The organism is Streptomyces sp. NRRL F-5727 (assembly GCF_000719555.1).
In the GTDB taxonomy this organism is placed as follows: domain Bacteria; phylum Actinomycetota; class Actinomycetes; order Streptomycetales; family Streptomycetaceae; genus Streptomyces.
This window is the reverse complement of record NZ_JOGX01000015.1, coordinates 1-19,989: the sequence shown is the minus strand read 5'-3', so window position 1 is coordinate 19,989 and position 19,989 is coordinate 1. Positions and strand designations below refer to the sequence as shown.

At 72.0% G+C, this 19,989-nt stretch carries 12 protein-coding genes; 9 read left to right on the top strand and 3 right to left on the bottom strand.

Going from position 1 to position 19,989, the window contains the following annotated elements:
* The gene (locus tag IF73_RS0113595) at nucleotides 1-570 is read right to left on the bottom strand and encodes a TetR/AcrR family transcriptional regulator (RefSeq protein ID WP_031007198.1); all 570 of its coding nucleotides are present in this window, start codon (nucleotides 568-570) and stop codon (nucleotides 1-3) included.
* A gap of 110 nt (nucleotides 571-680) precedes the next feature.
* Here IF73_RS0113595 and IF73_RS0113590 point away from each other — a divergent pair, with 110 nt between their 5' ends.
* The 7 genes from IF73_RS0113590 to IF73_RS0113560 all read left to right on the top strand — a co-directional run bounded on the left by IF73_RS0113590 (nucleotide 681) and on the right by IF73_RS0113560 (nucleotide 15,597).
* Nucleotides 681-1,529 (top strand): SCO6745 family protein, encoded by an 849-nt coding sequence (locus IF73_RS0113590; RefSeq protein ID WP_031007196.1) that lies wholly within the window; start codon nucleotides 681-683, stop codon nucleotides 1,527-1,529.
* A gap of 42 nt (nucleotides 1,530-1,571) precedes the next feature.
* On the top strand, nucleotides 1,572-2,336 hold the full coding sequence (locus IF73_RS0113585) for an HNH endonuclease family protein (RefSeq protein ID WP_051716749.1): 765 nt from the start codon (nucleotides 1,572-1,574) through the stop codon (nucleotides 2,334-2,336).
* 57 nt (nucleotides 2,337-2,393) lie between these two features.
* Nucleotides 2,394-3,155, top strand: coding sequence for a hypothetical protein (locus IF73_RS0113580; RefSeq protein WP_031007191.1), 762 nt, complete (start codon nucleotides 2,394-2,396; stop codon nucleotides 3,153-3,155).
* A gap of 121 nt (nucleotides 3,156-3,276) precedes the next feature.
* The gene (locus tag IF73_RS0113575; RefSeq protein ID WP_051716747.1) at nucleotides 3,277-3,618 is read left to right on the top strand and encodes a hypothetical protein; all 342 of its coding nucleotides are present in this window, start codon (nucleotides 3,277-3,279) and stop codon (nucleotides 3,616-3,618) included.
* Complete coding sequence (locus IF73_RS0113570; RefSeq protein ID WP_031007187.1) at nucleotides 3,615-4,229, top strand: hypothetical protein; 615 nt, start codon at nucleotides 3,615-3,617, stop codon at nucleotides 4,227-4,229. Before IF73_RS0113575 ends, IF73_RS0113570 begins: the two co-directional genes overlap by 4 nt.
* Nucleotides 4,230-4,499: 270 nt before the next feature.
* On the top strand, nucleotides 4,500-15,137 hold the full coding sequence (locus IF73_RS0113565; RefSeq protein ID WP_234338224.1) for a LamG-like jellyroll fold domain-containing protein: 10,638 nt from the start codon (nucleotides 4,500-4,502) through the stop codon (nucleotides 15,135-15,137).
* Complete coding sequence (locus IF73_RS0113560) at nucleotides 15,112-15,597, top strand: DUF4265 domain-containing protein (RefSeq protein WP_031007183.1); 486 nt, start codon at nucleotides 15,112-15,114, stop codon at nucleotides 15,595-15,597. Before IF73_RS0113565 ends, IF73_RS0113560 begins: the two co-directional genes overlap by 26 nt.
* 53 nt (nucleotides 15,598-15,650) lie before the next feature.
* Here IF73_RS0113560 and IF73_RS0113555 read toward each other — a convergent pair whose 3' ends face one another.
* The gene (locus tag IF73_RS0113555; RefSeq protein ID WP_031007181.1) at nucleotides 15,651-16,250 is read right to left on the bottom strand and encodes a hypothetical protein; all 600 of its coding nucleotides are present in this window, start codon (nucleotides 16,248-16,250) and stop codon (nucleotides 15,651-15,653) included.
* Between the two features lie 93 nt (nucleotides 16,251-16,343).
* Nucleotides 16,344-17,069 carry a hypothetical protein gene (locus tag IF73_RS0113550; protein WP_051716746.1) on the bottom strand — a complete coding sequence of 242 codons (726 nt, stop codon included), beginning with the start codon at nucleotides 17,067-17,069 and terminating at the stop codon, nucleotides 16,344-16,346.
* Nucleotides 17,070-17,259: 190 nt separating this feature from the next.
* Here IF73_RS0113550 and IF73_RS0113545 point away from each other — a divergent pair, with 190 nt between their 5' ends.
* Nucleotides 17,260-19,317, top strand: coding sequence for an N-6 DNA methylase (locus tag IF73_RS0113545; RefSeq protein ID WP_031007176.1), 2,058 nt, complete (start codon nucleotides 17,260-17,262; stop codon nucleotides 19,315-19,317).
* A 125-nt stretch (nucleotides 19,318-19,442) separates the two neighbouring features.
* Nucleotides 19,443-19,989 (top strand): hypothetical protein (locus tag IF73_RS38615; protein WP_051716744.1); only part of this gene is annotated, 547 nt, incomplete at its 3' end.

Sequence of the window (19,989 nt, the reverse complement as noted above, 5' to 3'; positions counted from 1 at the left end):
TCAGTCCTCGGGCCCCGTGAGGAGGCCGGTCAGGCGGTCGAAGTACTCCTCCGGGGGCAGGGAGCCCACGGCGTCCGTCACGTTGTGCGTGAGGTACAGGGTGGCGAAGCCGTGGGCGAGGGACCAGGCGGCGATGCCGGTGGTGCGGGGGTCGCCGCCGGGGAGGCCGGCGACGCCCGCGCGGAGTTCGGCGGAGGCGCGGGCGCGGGCCGCCGTCAGCTCCGGGTCGTCGGGGCGGAGCAGGTCCGGGGCGAACATGACCTGGAAGTGGGCCGGATGGTCCGCGGCGAAGCGGACGTAGCGCCGGCCCCGGTCCGCCAGGGTGGTGCCGCCCGCCAGGGCGTCGGCGAGGAGGCCGAAGCCCTGGGCGGCGATGGCGGTCAGCAGGCCCGTGCGGTCGCCGAAGTGGTGGGCGGGGGCCGCGTGGGAGACGCCGGCGCGCCGGGCCAGGTCGCGCAGGCTCAGGGCGCCGGGGCCGTCCGCCGCGATCGCCTCCAGGGCCGCCGACAGGACCGCCTGCCGCAGGTCGCCGTGGTGGTACGAGCTCCGCTTCGCGTTCCCGGGTGTCATGGGGCCAGCCTAGCCCGCATCTAGCCATTGACAAGTTCTGCCGTGCGCGCGCAATCTTGTCAGTGGATAGATTCCTGCTGGATTCGCGCACCGCCGTCCCGGAGGTCCCCATGGACACCGCTCGCACCCGCCAGATGTGGCACCTGCTCGAACCGCTGCACGCCCTGCACTACTACGCCCCCGAGGCGTTCGAGGAGGCCGCCGCGCTCGGCTACGACACCGGCGAGCGCTGGCCCGCCTACTTCGCCTGGCGGTCCGCACCGCTCGGGGCCGTCGGACCCGCCCGGGTCGCCGCCGCCTTCTACAGCTTCAGCCCGGCCATGGTCGCCCGGTACGTGCCCGCCGCCTGGGAGACCGCCGCGCCCGGCGCGGTGCTCGCCGCGCGGCTGCGGGGCGTGGACCGGACGTACCGGCGGCTGCTCGACGTGACCGGGCTCGACGAGGCCGCCGGGCTCGCCCGCCGCGCCGCCGAGGCCGCCGGCACCGCCGGGCGGCCGCTCGCCGCCGCCCACGCCGAGCTCGACTGGGCCGACGCGCCGCACCTGGTGCTCTGGCAGGCCGCGACCCTGCTGCGCGAGCACCGGGGGGACGGGCACGTCGCCGCGCTGCTCGCGGCCGGGCTCGACCCGGTCGAGGCGCTGGTGTCGTTCGCCGCCGTCGGGGCCGCGCCCGAGAGCGTCTTCGCGAGCCGGGGGTGGAGCGAGGCGGAGTGGGCGGCCGCCCGGGAACGGCTCGCCGGGCGCGGGCTCGTGGACGCCGAGGGCGCCGCCACCCCGGCCGGCCGGGAGCTGCGGGCCGAGGTCGAGCGGCGCACCGACGAACTCGCCGCCGCGCCCTGGGCCGCGCTCGGCCCGGACGCCACCGCCCGGCTCGCGGAGCTCCTCGGCGGGCCCTGGCTCGCCGCGATCGGCTCGGGGCTGCTGCCCTCGGAGAACACGCTCGGGATCGGCAAGATCTGATGAAATGATCACTATCGGCGCTTTTCCGCCTAGGATTCCCGGGTGCTGATACGCCGAAAGCCGCCCCGCGCCGCCGCTCCCGCCGCCGTCCTCTCCGGCCTCGTCCTGCTCGCCGGGTGCACCCTGCCCGACGGCGGCGGCCAGGAGTCCTCCGGCGGGTCCGCCCCCGCCGGCCGGGTCACCAGCCCCCTGCGGAACCCCGACGGTACGCGGCCGGGGCTCGCACCGGTGACGGCGGAGGCCGAGCGGGCCCGCGCCCGCGCCCTCATCGACGGCCTCGCCACCAAGGGACGCGGGCCGCGCACCGGCTACGAGCGGGACGCGTTCGGGCACGCCTGGCTCGACAAGGCCGACGGCGTGCCGTTCGCCCGGAACGGCTGCGACACCCGCAACGACCTGCTCCGCCGCGACGGCCGCGACCTCCGCTTCCGGGACGGCTCGGACTGCGTGGTCGTGGCGATGACGCTGGACGACCCGTACACCGGCACCACCATCGACTGGCGCAAGCAGAAGGCCGCCGAGGTCCAGATCGACCACGTCGTCCCGCTCTCCTACGCCTGGCAGATGGGCGCCTCCCGCTGGTCCGACGCGAAGCGGAAGCGGCTCGCCAACGACCCGCTCAACCTGCTGCCGGTGCAGGGCCGCGCCAACTCCGCCAAGGGCGACTCCGGTCCGGCCTCCTGGCTGCCGCCGGCGAAGGGGATCCGCTGTGCCTACGCCGTCCGCTTCGCCCAGGTGGCGGAGAAGTACGAACTGCCGGTGACCGCCCCGGACCGGACGGCGATGGCAGGCCAGTGCGGCGGCTGACCGGTCCGGTCCGATAATCGGTTGGCGCGCTGTCAGGAGGCCCCTAACCTGCGGAGCATGGACCAGGAACTGACGATCACCACGCTCGCCGAGCGGCCCGAGCTCGAAGGGCCGATGTGGTCCATGAAGGACCTCTGGCCCGAGTTCATGATGTACGACCCGGTGGGCTGGTCCCACATGGGCCGGATCGTCCGCGACTTCCCCGAGTACGTGCTCGTCGCCACCGACGCGGACGGCTCCGTCGTCGCCCGCGGCTTCAGCGTGCCCTTCCGGCTGGACGCGGACGGGCGGCGGACCCTGCCCGAGCGGGGCTGGGACGAGGTGCTGCTGTGGGCCTTCTCCGACCTGCGGCACGGACACGTCCCGGACACGGTGAGCGCCATCGAGATCACCGTCGACACCAGCGCCCTGGGGCGCGGGATCTCGCACCGGATGCTCGCCGCGATGCGGGACAACGTGCGCCGGCTCGGCTTCTCCGAGCTGGTCGCGCCGGTCCGGCCCAACGGCAAGCACCTGGAGGCCGCGGCCTCCATCCACGAGTACGCCTTCCGGACCCGGGAGTCCGACGGGCTGCCGCACGACCCCTGGCTGCGCGTGCACGTCCGCGCGGGTGGCCGGATCGAGGCGGTCGCCCCCGCGTCCATGACGGTCTCCGGCTCCCTGGAGCAGTGGCGGAAGTGGACCGGGCTGCCCTTCGACACCGAGGGTCCCGTGGAGGTCCCGGGCGCGCTGCTGCCCGTCCACTGCGAGGCCGCGCGCGGGTACGCGGTCTACGTCGAGCCCAACGTGTGGGTGCGGCACGCGGTCCCGACCGCGTGATCCCGGGCGGAGGTACCGCCCCCGCGGGGTGATCTCCAGGACGGGCGCTGTAGCGTACGGCGTCCCCTGTCGTACGCGCGCGCAAAGAACCGCGCGCGGCCAGCCTGAGAGGTCCCGACCCGTGAACCAGCCCGTCGTCCTGGAGAAGGGCGCCGTCCCGCGCCGCGAGGGGCCGCCCCGGCTCGCCGCCCGGGCGGCGCTGGCCGCCGTGCCGGTGCTCAGCCTCGGCGTCCTCGGCTGGGTGCCCTCGGTGGCGCTCGCGCTGTACCGGGGGACCCGCGCGGAGTGGCTGGCCGCGCTCCTGTTCACGGCCGTCTCCGTCGGCTGGTGCTTCCAGATCGCGCTGACCCCCGTCGACACCGCGGGCGGCGCCTTCCTCCTCGACCTGCTGCTGCTCACCCTCTCCACGGTGGGCGCGGCCGCGCACGTCCTGCTCGCGCGCGGGAAGGGACGGGCCGCGTGAAGACCAGACGTACGTGGCGCACCCGCGCCCCGAAGGCGGAGACCCGCTCCACCACGCCCGACGTGCTCGCGGCGGCGGCCGGGATGCTGCGCGGCCGGGCCGGCTGGGCGGTCGGCTCGGTCCTGGTGGTGCTGCTCGGACTGCTCGCGGCCCGGCTGGTCTCCGGCGCCGCCGGCGACGAGGGGGGCACACCCCCGGACACCCGGTCCCGGGCCTACGCGGACCGGGACGCCTGCCTCCTGACGGACGAGCGGGGCATCGTGTCGGGCGCCCCCGCCGCGCCCCTGTGGGAGGGCATGCAGCGCGCGTCCGCGGACGGGCGGGTGCGGGTGACGTACGTGCCGGTGATGGGGGAGCGGACGGCGGCGAACGCGCGCCCGTTCGTCAACGGGCTGGTGCAGCGCGACTGCGAGATCGTCGTGGCCTCGGGCCCGGCCCAGGTGGCGGCGGCGACGGAGGCCGCGGCGAAGAACGGCGGTGTCCGGTTCGTCGTGGTCGACGAGGGCTCCGGCGCCGGTGAGCTGCCGGGGAACGTGACGCGGATCGCGGCCGGCGAGAAGGCCGGCGGCGAGGTCGAGGCGGTCGTGGCGCGGCTGGCCCGGGAGAAGTGACCGTTCGGGGCGAAGGCGGCGGAGGGGACGGATCCGGGCCTACCGGATGTTCCCCCTCCGCTTTCTAAAGGCAAAGTAAAAAAGGTACCCCTGGATCACGGGCGCGATCGGCCATCGGGAAGGCTCGCGAGGCTTTGTAAGCAACGCTTAAGTAAAGGCCGACCCATGAAGACACGCCGGGTCCGTGGCCCTCGCCTCTTTCCGCCAGGCCGAACTGGCAGACGCAGGTTGAGGGCTACGGCTCTTTCCACGCTCATAGCGTTCTTCCTCATGCTCACCACCGAGACGGCGATGGCCACCGGAGCCGTCCTCGAACCGGTGCGCATGCCCGAGATATCCCTCTCGGGCCTGTGGAAGTGGCTGAAGAACGACGATCCCCTCGACACCCCCGACCAGCAGGGCGGCACCGCCCGCGGCAAGAGCCACAAGGCGTCCGCCGACGCCACCAGCGCCGAAGGCGGCGTCGGGCGCAAGCCCGGCAAGGGCAAGGGCGAGCTCGCGCCGTTCCAGCGCGAGACCGACGACCCCGCCGAGGTCCGCACCGGCGAGGCGCCGGGCAACGCCAAGAGCTTCGACGAGCGCACCAGCAAGCGGGACGCCAAGAAGTCCACGGCCACCTCGGACTTCTACGTCAACGCCGACGGCTCCACCAGCGTCCGCCACTACACCGGCCGGACCAACTTCAAGGCCGCCGACGGCACCTGGAAGCCGATCGACACGAGCCTGACCGAGGACAAGGACGGCCGCCTCCAGCAGACGGCCAACTCCCTCGACGTCGAGTTCGCGCCGACCGCCGCCGACAAGGCCCTCGCCTCCGTCGACTTCGGCAAGGGCCGCACCCTGGCCTACGCCCTGCGGGACGCGGCGAAGACCGCGCCCGTCGTCGACGAGAAGACCGGCACCGTCACCTACGCCGGGGTCCTCCCCGACACCGACGTGCAGCTCGTGCCGCTCGCCGAGGGCTTCAAGGAGAACGTCGTCCTGCGCTCCCCGCAGGCCGCGAACTCCTGGACCTTCCCGCTCGACGTGAAGGGCCTCACCCCGCGCGTCGCAGCCGACGGCGACGTCGAGTTCACCGACGCCGACGGGAAGGTCACCGCGACCATCCCGCACGCGTACATGGAGGACTCCAAGGTCGACCCGCGCTCCGGCGACGCCGCCCAGTCGCGGAACGTCACCTACGAGCTCACCACCGTCGACGGCAAGGCCGACGGTCAGCCCGCCCTGCGGATGACCGCCGACCGCGCCTGGCTCGACGACCCGGCGCGCGTCTACCCGGTGACCGTCGACCCGACCATCACCGCGTCGAACTCGACGTACACGCAGAACACCATCGGCGGGGACCACTCCACCGAGACCCAGATCAAGGTCGGCTCGTACGACGCGGGCACGAACAAGACCAACTCGTTCCTGCAGTTCAGCACCCTGGGCACCACGCTCGCCGGGCAGCGGGTCACCGCCGCCAGCCTGAACGTGTACGCCCTGTGGTCCTCGACCTGCTCCGCCCAGTCGTTCTCGGTCCACCCGGTCACCCAGTCGTGGACGCCGTCCGGCGTCACGTCCTACCCCGGACCGTCCTACGGCGCGGCGATCGGCTCGGCCACCCCGGCGCCCGGAGCCTCCTGCTCCAACACCTCGGGCTCCGCGAGCGTCGGCGTCAAGATGCCGGTGACGCTGTCGACCACCTGGTTCAACAACGTCGCCGGAGGCGCGGCCAACTACGGCCTCGCGCTCACCGCGCCGACCGGTGACAACCTGCACTGGAAGAAGTTCCACTCGGACAACTCGGCGACCGCCGGCTTCCGCCCGGCCCTGGTCCTGACCTACACGCCGAACTCGGCGCCGCAGATCAACGCCCAGTACCCGCCGGCCAACTTCCAGGCCAACACGCTCCAGCCGGAGCTGCTGGTCTACGCCAGCGACGCCGACAACGGCCCGAACCCGCTCGCGTACACCTTCGAGGTCTACGACGACGCCGGCGCCCTGGTGGCGACCTCCGGCTCGATCGCCAGGAACAGCTGGAAGGTGCCCGCCGGCAAGCTGAAGTGGGCGGAGAGCTACGACTGGTACGCGGAGGTCAGTGACGGCACCTCCGCGGTCGTGGAGGGCAGCCGCTTCATCACCGCCGTGCCGCAGCCGCCGGTCACCTCCGGCCTGTCGATGAACACCGACGGCCACGAGTTCGACCCCTCCGACGGCAACTACACGACCGAGGACACCGACGCCGACGTGCCGGTCATCGGTCCGTCGCTGGAGATCGACCGCTCCTACAACAGCCTCGACCCGCGCGTGGACTCCGCGTTCGGCGCCGGCTGGTCGACGATCGCCGACATGAAGGCCGTCGAGGTCAAGGACGGCACCGGGGCGCTCACCAGCGTGATCATCACCTACCCGGGTGGTGAGCAGGTCGCCTTCGGCCGCAACTCCGACGGCACCTTCGTGCCCCCGCTCGGCCGCTACGCCCGCCTCGCGGCGGTCACCGGCGGCTACACGCTCACGGACAAGGACTTCACGGAGTACGCCTTCAAGCAGGCGACCGCGACGACCGGCACCTACGCGCTGAGCACCATCAAGGACTACGCGGGCCGCACGGAGACCTTCACCTACGACGCGAACAAGCGTCTGACGAAGATCACCAACGTCACGTCCAAGCGGAACCTGGGCCTCACCTGGTACCAGCCCGCCGGCGCGACCGCCTGGCACGTCCAGACCGTCTACACCGACCCGTCCACGGTCGGCGACGCGAACTCGGTCCAGACCTGGCAGTACAGCCACACCGGTGACCAGCTCACCAAGGTGTGCCCGCCGGCCGACTGGTCGAAGTGCACCACGTACAGCTACGCGACCGGCAACCACTACCGCACCACGGTCCTGGACGCCGACCCGTTCGCGTACTGGCGGCTCGGCGAGACCTCCGGCACGGTGGCGAAGGACGCCCTCGACGCCAACCAGGGCCAGTACAACGGCCTGTACAAGAACGTGACGCTGGGTGGCACCTCCGTGCTGGCCGGCTCCACGCAGAAGACGGCCACGTTCAACGGCACCACCTCGTACGTCGAGATGCCGGTCGCGCCGGGCGCCACGCCCTCGTACACGACGGTCTCCCTGTGGTTCAAGACCACCCAGGCCGGCGGTGTCCTCTACTACTACGGTGACAAGCCGCTGAGCGACCCGGACCCGGTCGCCAACACCGTCAAGAACACGCCGGCGCTGTACGTCGGCACCGACGGCAAGCTGCGCGGCTGCCTGGCGACGGGCGCCTGCGGTACCACCATCACCTCCGCCGCATCGGTCAACGACGGCCAGTGGCACCAGGCGGTGCTGACGGGTGCGGGCAGCACCCAGACGCTCTACCTGGACGGTGTCGCGCAGGGCAGCAAGGCCGGTGAGATCAAGGACTGGGACACCCCCTACATCGCTTTCGGCGCCGGTGTGAACAACCGCGGCTGGCCGGCGATGAACGCCAATGACCAGCTCGGCCACTACGCCGGGCAGCTGGCCGAGGTCGCGATCTTCGCCGAGCCGCTGTCGGCCGAGGTGATCGGGGCGCAGTACCAGGCCGCCAAGCGGTCCGCCGGACTGCTCCAGAAGATCACCACGCCCAACCTGAAGACCCAGGCGTCGGTCGTCTACGACACCACCGATGACCGCGTCCTCCAGGCCACCGACGGCAACGGCGGCACCTGGAAGCTCAACCCGCCGACCATCACCGGCTCGTCCCAGGTCTACCGCTCCGCCGTCATGGGCTCCGCCCCGGCCGGCTACTGGCGGCTGGACGACACCCAGGGCGCGGCGCAGGCCGCGAACCAGGTGAACACCGGATTCGGCACGTACAACAACGTCATCCAGGGCACCGAGGGTCCCTTCGGCCCCGGTGACGCGAGCGCGGCGACCTTCGACGGGTCGACCTCCTTCGCGGAACTCCCGTACGGGCCGCTGCACGCCAAGGCCGACCGCTCGGTCGAGCTCTGGTTCAAGACCGCCGAACCCGGCGTGATCATGAGCGACCAGAGCGTCGCCCCGAACAACCCGGGCGGCGTCACCGGCAGCTGGAGCGACCTGCTCTACGTCGGTGCCGACAACAAGCTGCACGGCCACTGGTGGTCGAGCACCTGCAACGGAACCGCCACCATCGGCTCCAAGGGCACCGTGACCGACGACAAGTGGCACCACGCCGTGCTGTCGGCCGCGGGCACCACCCAGACGCTGTACCTGGACGGCGTCAAGCAGGAATCCTGCACCGGAGCGCCGAACGACCAGACGACGTCCCGGACGTTCATCGGCGCCGGCTTCTCCAAGTGGTACAGCTCGCCGGGCGACGTCTCCTACTTCACCGGCTCCCTCGCCGAGGTCGCGGTCCACGCCAAGGGCCTGACCGACGCGGACGTGGCGGCGCACTGGTCGGCCTACAAGGCGTCCTCCGGCATCGCCCCGGTCAAGACGGTCAAGCTCACCGACCCGACGGACAAGACCCTCACCTACGTGTACGACGCCGAGATGGGCAACCGCCTGCTCGCCGCGATCGACACCGAGGGCGCCCGCACCACCTACGGGTACGACACCGGCGGCTTCCTGCACACCGTCACGGACGCCAACGGCAACCGCTCGATCACCGGCCACGACGTGCGCGGCAACGCGGTCTCCCAGACCACCTGCCAGAACACCGCGGCCAACAAGTGCTCGACGGAGTACTTCACCTACTACCCGGACGCGACCACGGCCTTCCCGCCGATGGACCTGCGCAACGACCTGCTCCTCACCGAGCGCGACGGCCGTTCCTCGGGCCCGACGGACAACGCGTACCTGACCAGCTACAGCTACGACACCGGCGGCAACCTGCTGTCGGTGACCACGCCCCCGGTGGCCGGGCACCCGAACGGCCGCACCGCGACGACCACGTACACCACCGCCACCACCCCGGCGGCGGAGGGCGGCACGGCGGTCGCGCCGGCGGGCCTCGTGGCACAGGTCGTGACGCCGGGCGGCCGGAAGACCACGTACACCTACTACGCCAACGGCGACCTGGCCCGGATCACCGACGCCAACGGCGCCAAGGTCGAGTACACGTACGACAACCTGGGCCGCGAGATCTCCAAGAAGGAGATCTCGGACGCGAACCCGGCCGGTCTCGTCACGACCCAGACGTACGACAAGAACGACCAGGTCCTCACCGAGACCACCCCGGCGGTCACCAACCGGGTCACCGGCGCCAAGCACCAGGCGAGGACCACCACCGCCTACGACCCCGACGGCAACATCCTGTCGCAGTCGGTCGAGGACCTCACCGGCGGTGACGCGGCCCGCGTCACGTCCATGACGTACGACGCGCACAACCAGCTGGCGAGCCGGACGGACCCGGGCGGCGACACCACGTCGTTCGAGTACGACGTCTACGGCAACAAGGTGAAGGAGACCGACCCCATGGGGACGGTCAACACCTACACCTTCGACGGCGAGCAGCGACCGCTCACCACCAACCTGCTGAACTACACCGGCGACCCGTTCAACCCGACGGCCCCGACGACGCTGGTCCAGGAGTCCCGGGCCTACGACCCGGCCGGCCGCCTCGCGTCGATCACCGACCCGATGGGCTGGCAGACGGCGTACACCTACACCGACGACGGCCTGTCGGCCACCGTGGTCCGCAAGGACCCCGCGACCGGCAAGTCCTTCACGGAGCAGGCGAACACCTACGACGCCGCCGGCAACCTGATCGAGCAGATCACCAACGACGGGCAGACCCGCACCACCTTCACGGTGGACGCGGCCGACCGCACCGTCTCCGAGGTCCTCGACCCGGGCGGCCTCGCCCGCACCACGCAGACCGGCTACGACCCGGACGACAACGTGGTGACCGAGACGGACCGCGACCCGGCGACGGGTGACGTGTCCACCACGGACACCCGGTACGACGCCCTGGGCAACGTCACCGGCACCACCGTCCACGACGGCACCACGGCCCCGGTGGCCCGCTACAAGCTGGACGAGACCACCGGCTTCGGCCTCGCGGACTCCTCCGGCGCCAACAACACCGGCAGCCACGGCACCGGCATGCACTGGAACACCGACCGGGGCGGCAGCGCCGTCTTCGACGGCAACGCCGAGTCGTGGGCGCAGACCACCGGCCCGGTGGTGAACACCAACGGCAGCTTCACGGTCTCCGCCTGGGTCAAGCTGGGCTCCACGACGGCCAACCGGACCTTCGTCGCGCAGGACGGCAAGGAAGCCTCCGGCTTCCAGCTGTACTACTCGACGGCCTACGGCTGGACCTTCAACCGGCACGCCACCGACACCTACGACCCGGCCATCGTGCGGGTCTCGTCGGGCACCGCCGCCGTCACCGCCAACACCTGGACCCACCTCGTCGGCGTCTACGACCAGGCGAACGCCAAGCTCCGCCTGTACGTGAACGGCGTCGAGAGCGGCACGGCCGCCACCTTCGGCACGCCGTGGGAGGCCACCGGACCGCTCCAGCTCGGCCGCCGCTGGTACAAGGGCGCGTACGGCGAGAACCACCTCGGCGGCCTGGACGACGTCCAGGTCTACTCCGAGGCGCTGACCGCCGCGCAGGTCTCCGCCGTCAAGGGCGGCACCCTGCCGGCCGCGGGCTCCACGGTCCGCACCACCTCGTGGAAGCTGGACCAGCGCGGTCTGCCGGTGTCCCAGACGGACACCGCGGGCAACGTCACCGACTACGGCTACGACGAGATCGGCCAGCAGACCTCGGTCACCGAGCCGGCCGTGATGGCGGAGCAGAACGGCGGGACGCCGGTCTCGGTCCGCCCGGTGACGATGACCGGGTACAACACCTTCGGTGAGCCGACCGAGTCCTCGGACCCGCTCGGCAACGTGGTCACCACGGCGTACGACGCCGAGGGACAGGAGTCCTCGACCACCACGCCGGAGTACCTGGCACCGGGCGCCACCACGCCGATCCGGGCCACGTCCTACAACGAGTACAACAAGCTCGGGCAGGTCACGGCCGAGGTCGACCCGCTCGGCAACCGCACCACGTACACGTACACGCAGCTGGGCGACCTGGCCTCGGTCACCGAGCCCGGTGGCGGTACGACGCGGTACACGTACGACGCCAACGGCGACCAGCTGTCGGCCACCCGGCCGAACGGCGCCCGCCAGGAGTCGACCTACGACTACCTGGGCCGCGAGCTGACCAGCACGGACATCGTGCGCCAGCCCACGCAGCGGGCCTACACGGCGATCAACGAGTACAACGCGCCGGGCGGCGAGCTGTCCCGCGTCGTCTCGCCGCAGGGCGTCTCGGAGTCGTACAAGTACAACGCCGTGGGTGAGGTCACCGAGGTGACCGACGGCGCGGGCAAGGTCTCGCGCTTCACCTACGACATGGACGGACAGCCGCTCACGGCCACCGAGCCCGACGGCACCAGCACCCGCAACACGTACGACGGCTTCGGCCAGCTGGTGAAGACGGAGGACCTGGACGAGACGGGTGCCGTGCTGCGCACGGCCCGGACCGGTTACGACCGGGCCGGGAACATGGTCTCGGCGACCGATCACCGCGGTCACACCAAGACCTTCACGTACGACTCCTCGGGTCTGATCACCAAGGTGGTCGAGCCGGTCTCCGCGACCGAGTCGATCACCACGACCTACGGGTACGACGCGGCGGGCAACCAGACCCGCTTCACCGACGGACGGGGCAACCCGTTCCTGACGACGTACAACACGTGGGGTCTGCCGGAGAACCAGATCGAGCCGTCGACGCCGACGCATCCGAACCTCGCGGACCGGACGTTCACGGCCGTCTACGACGGCGCCGGCCGGATCAAGGAGTCGCGTTCCCCGGGCGGGGTCACGATCTCCTTCGAGTACGACGTGAAGAGCCGGCTGGTCCGCCAGTCGGGTACGGGTGCGGAGGCCGCCACGGCCGACCACACGTACAGCTACGACGCCGACGACCGGATCACGGAGGTCGCGGGGCTCGGCACGGAGAAGAACACCTTCTCCTACGACGACCGCGGTCTGCTGCTGACGGCCAACGGCCCCTCGGGCGCCTCGTCCTTCGCGTACGACGGCGACGGCGGGATGACCTCCCGCACGGACGCCGCGGGCACGTCGACCTTCGGCTACGACACCGCCGGGCGCCTCAGGACGCTGAACGACGGTGCCACCGGTTCGACGGCGACGTACGGCTACGACATCAACAGCAACGTCACGTCGATCGACTACGGCACGGGCAAGGCGAAGCGCACCTTCGGGTACGACAAGCTGGAGCGCCCGGTCAGCGACACGCTGACCTCGCCGACGGGCAAGACGCTCGCGTCCTTCACCTACGGGTGGGACGAGAACGACAACCTGACGTCGAAGACGACGACGGGGCTCACCGGCTCGACGGCCAACACGTACACGTACGACTGGGCCGACCGCCTGGCGTCCTGGAACAACGGGACGACGACGGAGGTCTACGGCTACGACGCGTCCGGCAACCGGACCCGGGTGGGTGGCGACACCTACACCTACGACGCCCGGAACCGGCTCACGTCTGACGGCCACAGCACGTACACGTACACCGCGCGCGGCACGCTGAGCTCGGTGACGGACGAGGCCAGCCGCGTCACCAACATGAAGGTGGACGCCTTCAACCGGGTCATCCAGGAAGGAAACCGCACCTACACCTACGACGGACTCGACCGGGTCCTGAACGCCAAGGACGAGACGGGCAGCGCGCTCTACTCGTTCCAGTACTCCGGTGCCGGCAACGACGTGGCCTCGGACGGCGTGACGTCCTACAGCCGCGACGCGGCGGGCAGCCTGGTCGGCGTGAAGACGGCGGCCTCGGCGGTGCTGGCCCTCACGGACCTGCACACCGACGTGGTGGCGCAGTTCACCACCACGGGCGAAGCGCTCACCGGTTCGACGACGTACTCGCCCTTCGGCAAGGTCCTCCAGACCTCCGGAGCGGTGGGCGCGCTCGGCTACCAGTCCGGCTGGACCGACCCGGCCACGGCCAAGGTCAACATGGCCGCGCGCTGGTACTCGCCGGAGACCGGCCAGTTCAACAGCCGCGACACCGTCGGCCTCGACGGGATCCCCAGCTCGATCTCGGCGAACCGGTACGCGTACGCGGACGGCAACCCGATGACGGGCATGGACCCGACCGGCCACTGGCCGGACTGGGCCGACAAGATCGTCAAGAAGGTCAAGAAGAAGGTCAAGAAGACCGTCAAGTCGGCCTACAAGAAGGTCAAGAAGGCCGTCAAGAAGGTCGCCAAGGTCGTCAAGAAGGCCGCCAAGAAGGTCAAGCGGGCCGTCAAGAAGGCGGTGAAGCGGGCCAAGCGGGCGGTGCGGAAGGCCGTCCGGTACGTCGCCGACAGCGTCAGGAAGGTGAAGAGATACGTCAAACGCGTCTACAAGCGCGTGAAGCGTGTCGCCCACAAGGTCGTCAAGCACGTCAAGAAGGCGGTCCGTAAGGTCGCCAAGGCCGTCAAGCACGTCGCCAAGAAGGTGGTCAAGGCAGCCAAGAAGGTGGGCCGGGCCGTCAAGAAGGCGGCGAAGGCGACAGCCAACTTCGTCAAGCAACACGCCTCGACCATCGCCTCGGTGGCCACCGGCATCGCCGTCTTCGCGGGCTGCACCGCGATCACGGCCGGTGTGGGTGCCGTCGGCTGCGCCGCCCTCGCGGGCGCGGCGGCCAACGGCGTCGGCTACATGATGAGCGACGGCCCGAAGTCGGTCGGCGGTTTCCTCGGCGCGGTCGCCATCGGCGCCGTGACCGGTGCGGCCGGCGGCGTCGGCGGCCGTCTCGCGGCGAGCGCCGCGGGCAAGCTGCTCTCCGGCACGGCGGGCAAGATCGCGACCGGTGTCGCCGAGAACGCCGGCGAGGAGGCCCTCACCGGGGCCGTCGAGTACGGCACCTCCTGTGTGAACAGCGAGGAGGGCTGCTCGGTCGCCGGAGCCGCGAAGGCGGCGACGATCGGCGCGGTCATGGGCGGCGCGTTCGGCTCGAAGGGCAAGGGCAACGGCCCGAAGACGAAGTCGTCTCCGGAGCCGGACGGCGGCTCGGGCGGCGGTGGTTGCCCGGTCCGTCGCGGCAGCACGCCGCACAGCTTCACCGCCGCGACGCCGGTCCTCATGGCCGACGGCACGACCAAGAAGATCTCCGAGGTCAAGGCGGGCGACAAGGTCCTCACGGCCGAGCCCGGCAAGAAGACCAAGGAGGTCCACGAGGTCAAGCAGGTGATCGTCACCAAGACCGACCGTGACTACGTCGATGTCACCATCGCGACGAAGTCCGGCCGGAAGACGATCCAGACCACCGAGCACCACCAGTTCTACGAGTCCACCCGCAACGCCTGGACGCAGGCGGGCGACCTCCAGGTCGGCCAGAAGCTCCAGAACGGCGAGGGCGCCCCGACGGCAATCGTCGAGGTCAAGTCGTACGAGGCCCAGCGGACCACGTACGACCTGAGCATCGAGGGCCTGCACACGTACTTCGTTCTGGCCGGTTCGATCGCCATCCTGGTCCACAACGACAACGCGGGCCCGCCGGAGTTCTGCCAGCTCCCGCTCTTCGTGCTGCGGGACGGCGAGACCGCTTCGCCGCGGCAGATGGCCGCGAGCCGTGGCGGGGCGACGGCGAAGAAGACCGTCCCCAGTTCGATCCGGGACGCCATGGTCGCCAAGGCCCAGGCCGAGGGCGGCGGTGTGCTGCAGTGCTGGCGCTGCGGCATGACCACCACCAACGCGGACAACGTCCAGATCGGCCATGTCAACGTCGCCCGGAGCAAGGGTGGCAATCTGGAACCGGAGAACCTCTGCATCGAGGGCGCGGCGTGCAACAGCAGTGCCCAGAATCGAGGGGCTCCGACCAAGGGCAAGTCATGTGCGGAGAGGGGAGGCTGCGGTGCCGGTTTCAAGAGATGGGACTGACGGCGACGGCTTCACCGGGATTCGGCTCACGGTCGAGTCCCAGCAGGGAGCCACTGCCGACGAAGTCGTCGCGGTCACCCCGATGAATGACGGCCACTACCTCGTCCGGCTGTCCCCCGGGTTCTTCCGGGGGATCGCGGCCGGTGACGTGATCGCCTATGACGAGGGCGCCAAGAACGCGGAGGTCGTCGCGAGAGGCGGGAACGTCGCGGTCCAGGTGTTCCACAGCGGCATCCCGGACGAGGCCGTCGCGTCCCTCAAGCGCAGAGCGGTGGGCATCGGCGGTCGGGTCGATGGCGAGCTGGAAACGCTCGTCGTCCTGACCTTCCCTATCGAGGTCGGCTTCCCTGCGATCGAGGCGGTGCTGGCCGAGCTCCCCGAAGAGGGAGTGGAATGGGAATACGGAAACGTATTCGATGAGCAGGGCGAGCCCCTCTCCTGGTGGGAGGGGATCGCCTGACGTGTGAGGTACCGGGGGGCCGGTGACTCAGGGCCTGATCCACAGGTCCGGGGTCACCGGCCCCCCAGTGCTGTGGCCGCGGCGTCGGCCACATCTGCCCGAGGGCCGGCCGCGCACGCCTCCAGGAACGCGCGGACCCGCTCACCGGGCCAGCCCGCGGCCGCGACCGCGGCCCAGTAGCGCAGCCCGTCGTAGGGATCCAGCGGCTCAAGGAAGTCGAGGACCCGGTCGACGGTCCTGCCGTCGGGAACTCCGCCCAAGGCGGCGACGGCGCGCAGGGCGCCGTCGGCCAGTGAGGGATCCCCCTGGTCCAGACACCACTCCAGAGGAGCCGCGAAACCCTCCTCGGGGCTTCGCAGGCGCACGATGGCGTCACCCAGGGCCAGGTGGACGGCGTCGTCCTCGGTGGGACGCCCGGCCAGTTCAGCCAGGAAGCCGGCGGCGGGGAGGTGACCGCACAGCCCGAGCGCCATGATCATCTCGTACTGGGTCTCCCACGTCCGACGCCTGCCCACCTCGCGGCGGAGTGCGTCGAGCAGGGCGGGTCCCGCGGTCGCGTCGGCCAGTGCGCCCAGTCGTTTCGCGGCCGCACGACGCTTCGCCGAAGCCTTGTCCTCCAGCTGGGCGACCGCCTCTGTCAGGGTCAGCGCCATCGTTCGTCCTCCCGCAGGTCCGCGCCGGTGCACGGGCACGCTATCGCGGGGCCCGGGTGCCTCCCGTCGTCGACGGGCTCCCCGGGGCCGCCGTCAGCCCGTCTTCGTCCAGTCGCCGCAGCCCGCCGTCTTGAAGTAGGCGTCCTTCGCGGTGATCTTGACGACCGCGGTGCCCGTCACGTTGTCGTTCGCCAGGATCGAGTCGACGCCGTGGCTCGCGTCCTTCGCGCGCTCCCAGTAGCACTCGGCGTCCTTGTTGCCGGTGGACTTGTAGGTGCCGGGGGCGATGTCGACGCCGACCTTGAGCGTGCCGGCGGAGCCCTTGACGGTGGTGCCGGAGGGGGTGCCGGCGGCCTTGGGGTCGACGGCCTCCCAGGTGCCGCAGCTCGTGGACGTGAAGAGCTTGTCGGACGCCTTGATCTCGACGTAGGCCGTGCCGGTCACGTTGTCGTTGGCGAGGATCGAGTCGACCTCGCCGCTCGCGTCCTTGGCGCGCTCCCAGTAGCACTCGGCGTCCTTGTTGCCCGTCGAGCGGTAGAGGCCGGGCTTCACGTCGGAGCCGACCTCGAAGTCGCCGTCGCCGTCGATGGTGACGGCCTTCGGCTTCTCCGGGGCGGGGGCCTCGGAGGCGGAGGCCCCGGCCGAGTCCTTCGAACCGGAGGCCGCCGGGGCGGAGGACTTCGCCTCGGGGGTCTTCGTGTCCTCGCCGCCCCCGCCCATCGCCGCGCCGATGGCGACGACGACCACGATCGCGCCGGCCGCGGTGAGGATCTTGTGGCGGGCGAACCAGTTGCGCTGCTGCGTCTGCGACTTCGACATGGCTGTGAACACCTTTCAGGTGTCGAGGGGATTCCTGTGTGGACTCCGTGCTTCGATGACGTAATCACAGCAGAGCTTGTGAACCGAGTCAACCTCGTTCACAGGTTTCGTCTCGGCTCACACCGTGAACGGGGTTCCTCGGTATGCTCGGTGTGCTCGGTGTTCCCCACAGGACGGACGGAGGGTGCAGGTGCCCGAGGACAGCGCTACAGAGGTCACCGCCGCAGGCATCGCCCGGCTCGCGGGCGTCGGCCGGGCCGCCGTCAGCAACTGGCGCCGCCGCCACGCCGACTTCCCCAAGCCCGTGGGCGGCACCGACACCAGCCCCTCCTTCTCCCTCGCCGAGGTCGAGCAGTGGCTCCGCGAGCAGGGCAAGCTCGCCGAGGTCCCGCTCCGCGAGCGCGTCTGGCAGCAGCTCGCCGGCCACCCCGCCGGCACGGTCGCCGGCCTCGTCCACACCGGCGCGGTCCTGCTCCTCCTGCGCGAGCGGCCCCCCGGCCTCGCCGCGCTCGCCGCCCTCCCCGACCCGCGCTTCACCGAGGCCCTGCCCGGCGCCCTCGAAGAGGTCCTCACCGTCCGCTTCGGCATCCCGCGGGCCGTCTCCACCCCCACCGCCGCCGAACTCGCGCCCGCCGCCCCGCTGCTGCGCGCCGCCGTCGAGCTCGCCGCCGAGCTCGGCGGACCCCGCCAGTGCTTCGAGTTCCTCCTCGGCCGCCACCTGGACGCCAACCCCCGGCAGTACACGCTCACCCCGCCGCCGCTCGCCGAGCTGATGGCCACCCTCGCCGCCGCCGCGACCGCCGACGCCGGCGACCCGCCCGCGACCGTCTTCCTCGACCCCGCCTCCGGCACCGGGGGCCTGCTCCGTGCCGCCGCCCGCCCCGCCGAACTCGCCGTCCAGGACGCCGACCCCGAGCTGGCCGCGCTCTCCGCCCTCCGCCTCGCCCTGCACGGCGACGCCGACATCCGCTCCGCCGCCGGCGACACCCTCCGCGCCGACGCCTTCCCCGCCCTGCGCGCCGACACCGTCCTCGCCCACCCGCCGTTCAACGAGCGCGCCTGGGGCCACGACGAACTCGCCTACGACCCCCGCTGGGAGTACGGCTTCCCCGCCCGCACCGAGTCCGAGCTCGCCTGGGTCCAGCACGCCCTGGCCCGGCTCCGCGACGGCGGCACAGCCGTCCTCCTCATGCCCCCCGCCGTCGCCTCCCGCCGCTCCGGCCGCCGCATCCGCGCCGACCTGCTGCGCCGCGGCGCCCTGCGGGCCGTCGTCGCCCTCCCGGCCGGCGCCGCGCCCCCGTACGGCATCCCGCTCCACCTCTGGGTCCTGGTCCGCCCCGCCGCCGACCGCCGCCCCCCGGCCGAGACCCTCTTCGTCGACACCGCCGGGCTCGTCCCCGACGCGGGCCGCGACAAGCTGCCGTGGACGGCCCTGCAGAACGCGGTCCTCGACGCCTGGGCGGGCCGCGCCGCCGACGACACCCTCGCCCGCGCGGTCCCGGTCATCGACCTCCTCGACGACGAGGTCGACCTCGCCCCCGCCCGCTACCTCACCGCCCCCGACGCGGGCGGCTCCGCCACCGACCTCGCCGCCGTCCGCGAGCGCCTGGACGCCACCCTCGTCCGCACCCGCGCCCTCGCCCCGGCCCCCGAACCGGCCCGCCCCGCGCCCCGGCCGCTCACCACCGTCGGCGAACTGGCCCGCACCGGCGCCCTCCAGCTCCGCACCGGCGGCCAGGGCACCGCCCTCGCGGGCCGCGAGGTCCCCGTCCTCACCGAGCACGACGTCCTCACCGGCGCCGCCCCCTCCGGCACCCTCCCCGAGGCCGCCGACGGGCAGACCGAGGACCCGGTCCTCGTCCGCGAGGGCGACGTGGTCGTGCCCGTCCTCGGCGGCGGCCCCGCCGCCCGCGTCGTCGACGCCGCCACCGCCGGCGCCGCCCTCGGCCGCAGCCTCCAGCTGCTCCGCCCCGACCCCGACGCCCTCGACCCCTGGTTCCTCGCCGGCTTCCTGCGCGGCACCGCCAACAACCGGCAGGCCAGCAGCTTCGCTTCGACCGCCACCCGGCTCGACGTCCGCCGCCTCCAGCTGCCCCGGCTCCCGCTCGCGGACCAGCGCCGGCACGGCGTCCAGTACCGCGCCCTCGCCGACTTCGAGGAGGCGCTGCGACTCGCCGCGCGGCTGGGCGAACAGCTCGTCCAGGGCCTCTACGACGGCCTCGCCGACGGGAGCGTCCGGTCCGGCTGACGCCCCCCGCCCGGCCCCGGGCGGCGACCCGGCCGGGCCCGCGTGACGACCTGCCCGGGGCGGGTGACGGCCCCCGCCCGGTCCCTTACCCTCGAAGCCTGATCAGCTTCCTGGGGGGAACACGCATGTACGGACCGTCGCCCGCTCCCGCGCCGAGACCGGGCGGCTCGTCCGCCGGGGCCATCGCGGTCCGCGTGCTCCTCACCGTCCTCGTCGTCGTCTCCCTCGGCTTCCTCGCCTGGGTCGCGATGCTCCGGATCGCGATCATGCGCCGTACGGGACGGGACTGGGCCCTCTTCTGGGCCCACCTCGTCCTCAACGTCGCCTGCGTGGTCCCGCTGGAACAGCGCTTCGCCGACACGTGGATGAACACCGCCGGCATGATCGTGCTGCTCGTCCAGATGCTCGCGGTGGTCTGCTACTACCTCATCGTCGACACCCGCCACCACCACGCCCCGGCCCCGGCCACGGCCCTCCCCCCGGTCCCGCAGCCGCACGCGCCCGCGTACGGGTACCCGCCGGTGAACCCGGCGACGGCCGTCACCGTCCCGAGCCCGTACGCGCCGCAGGCCCCGCAGCCGCAGCCGCAGCCGCACCAGCACCCGGTCCCGAACCCGTACGCGACCACGCCCCCGCCCCCGCCCGTGCCCGTGCCCCCGTCCCCCGTGAACC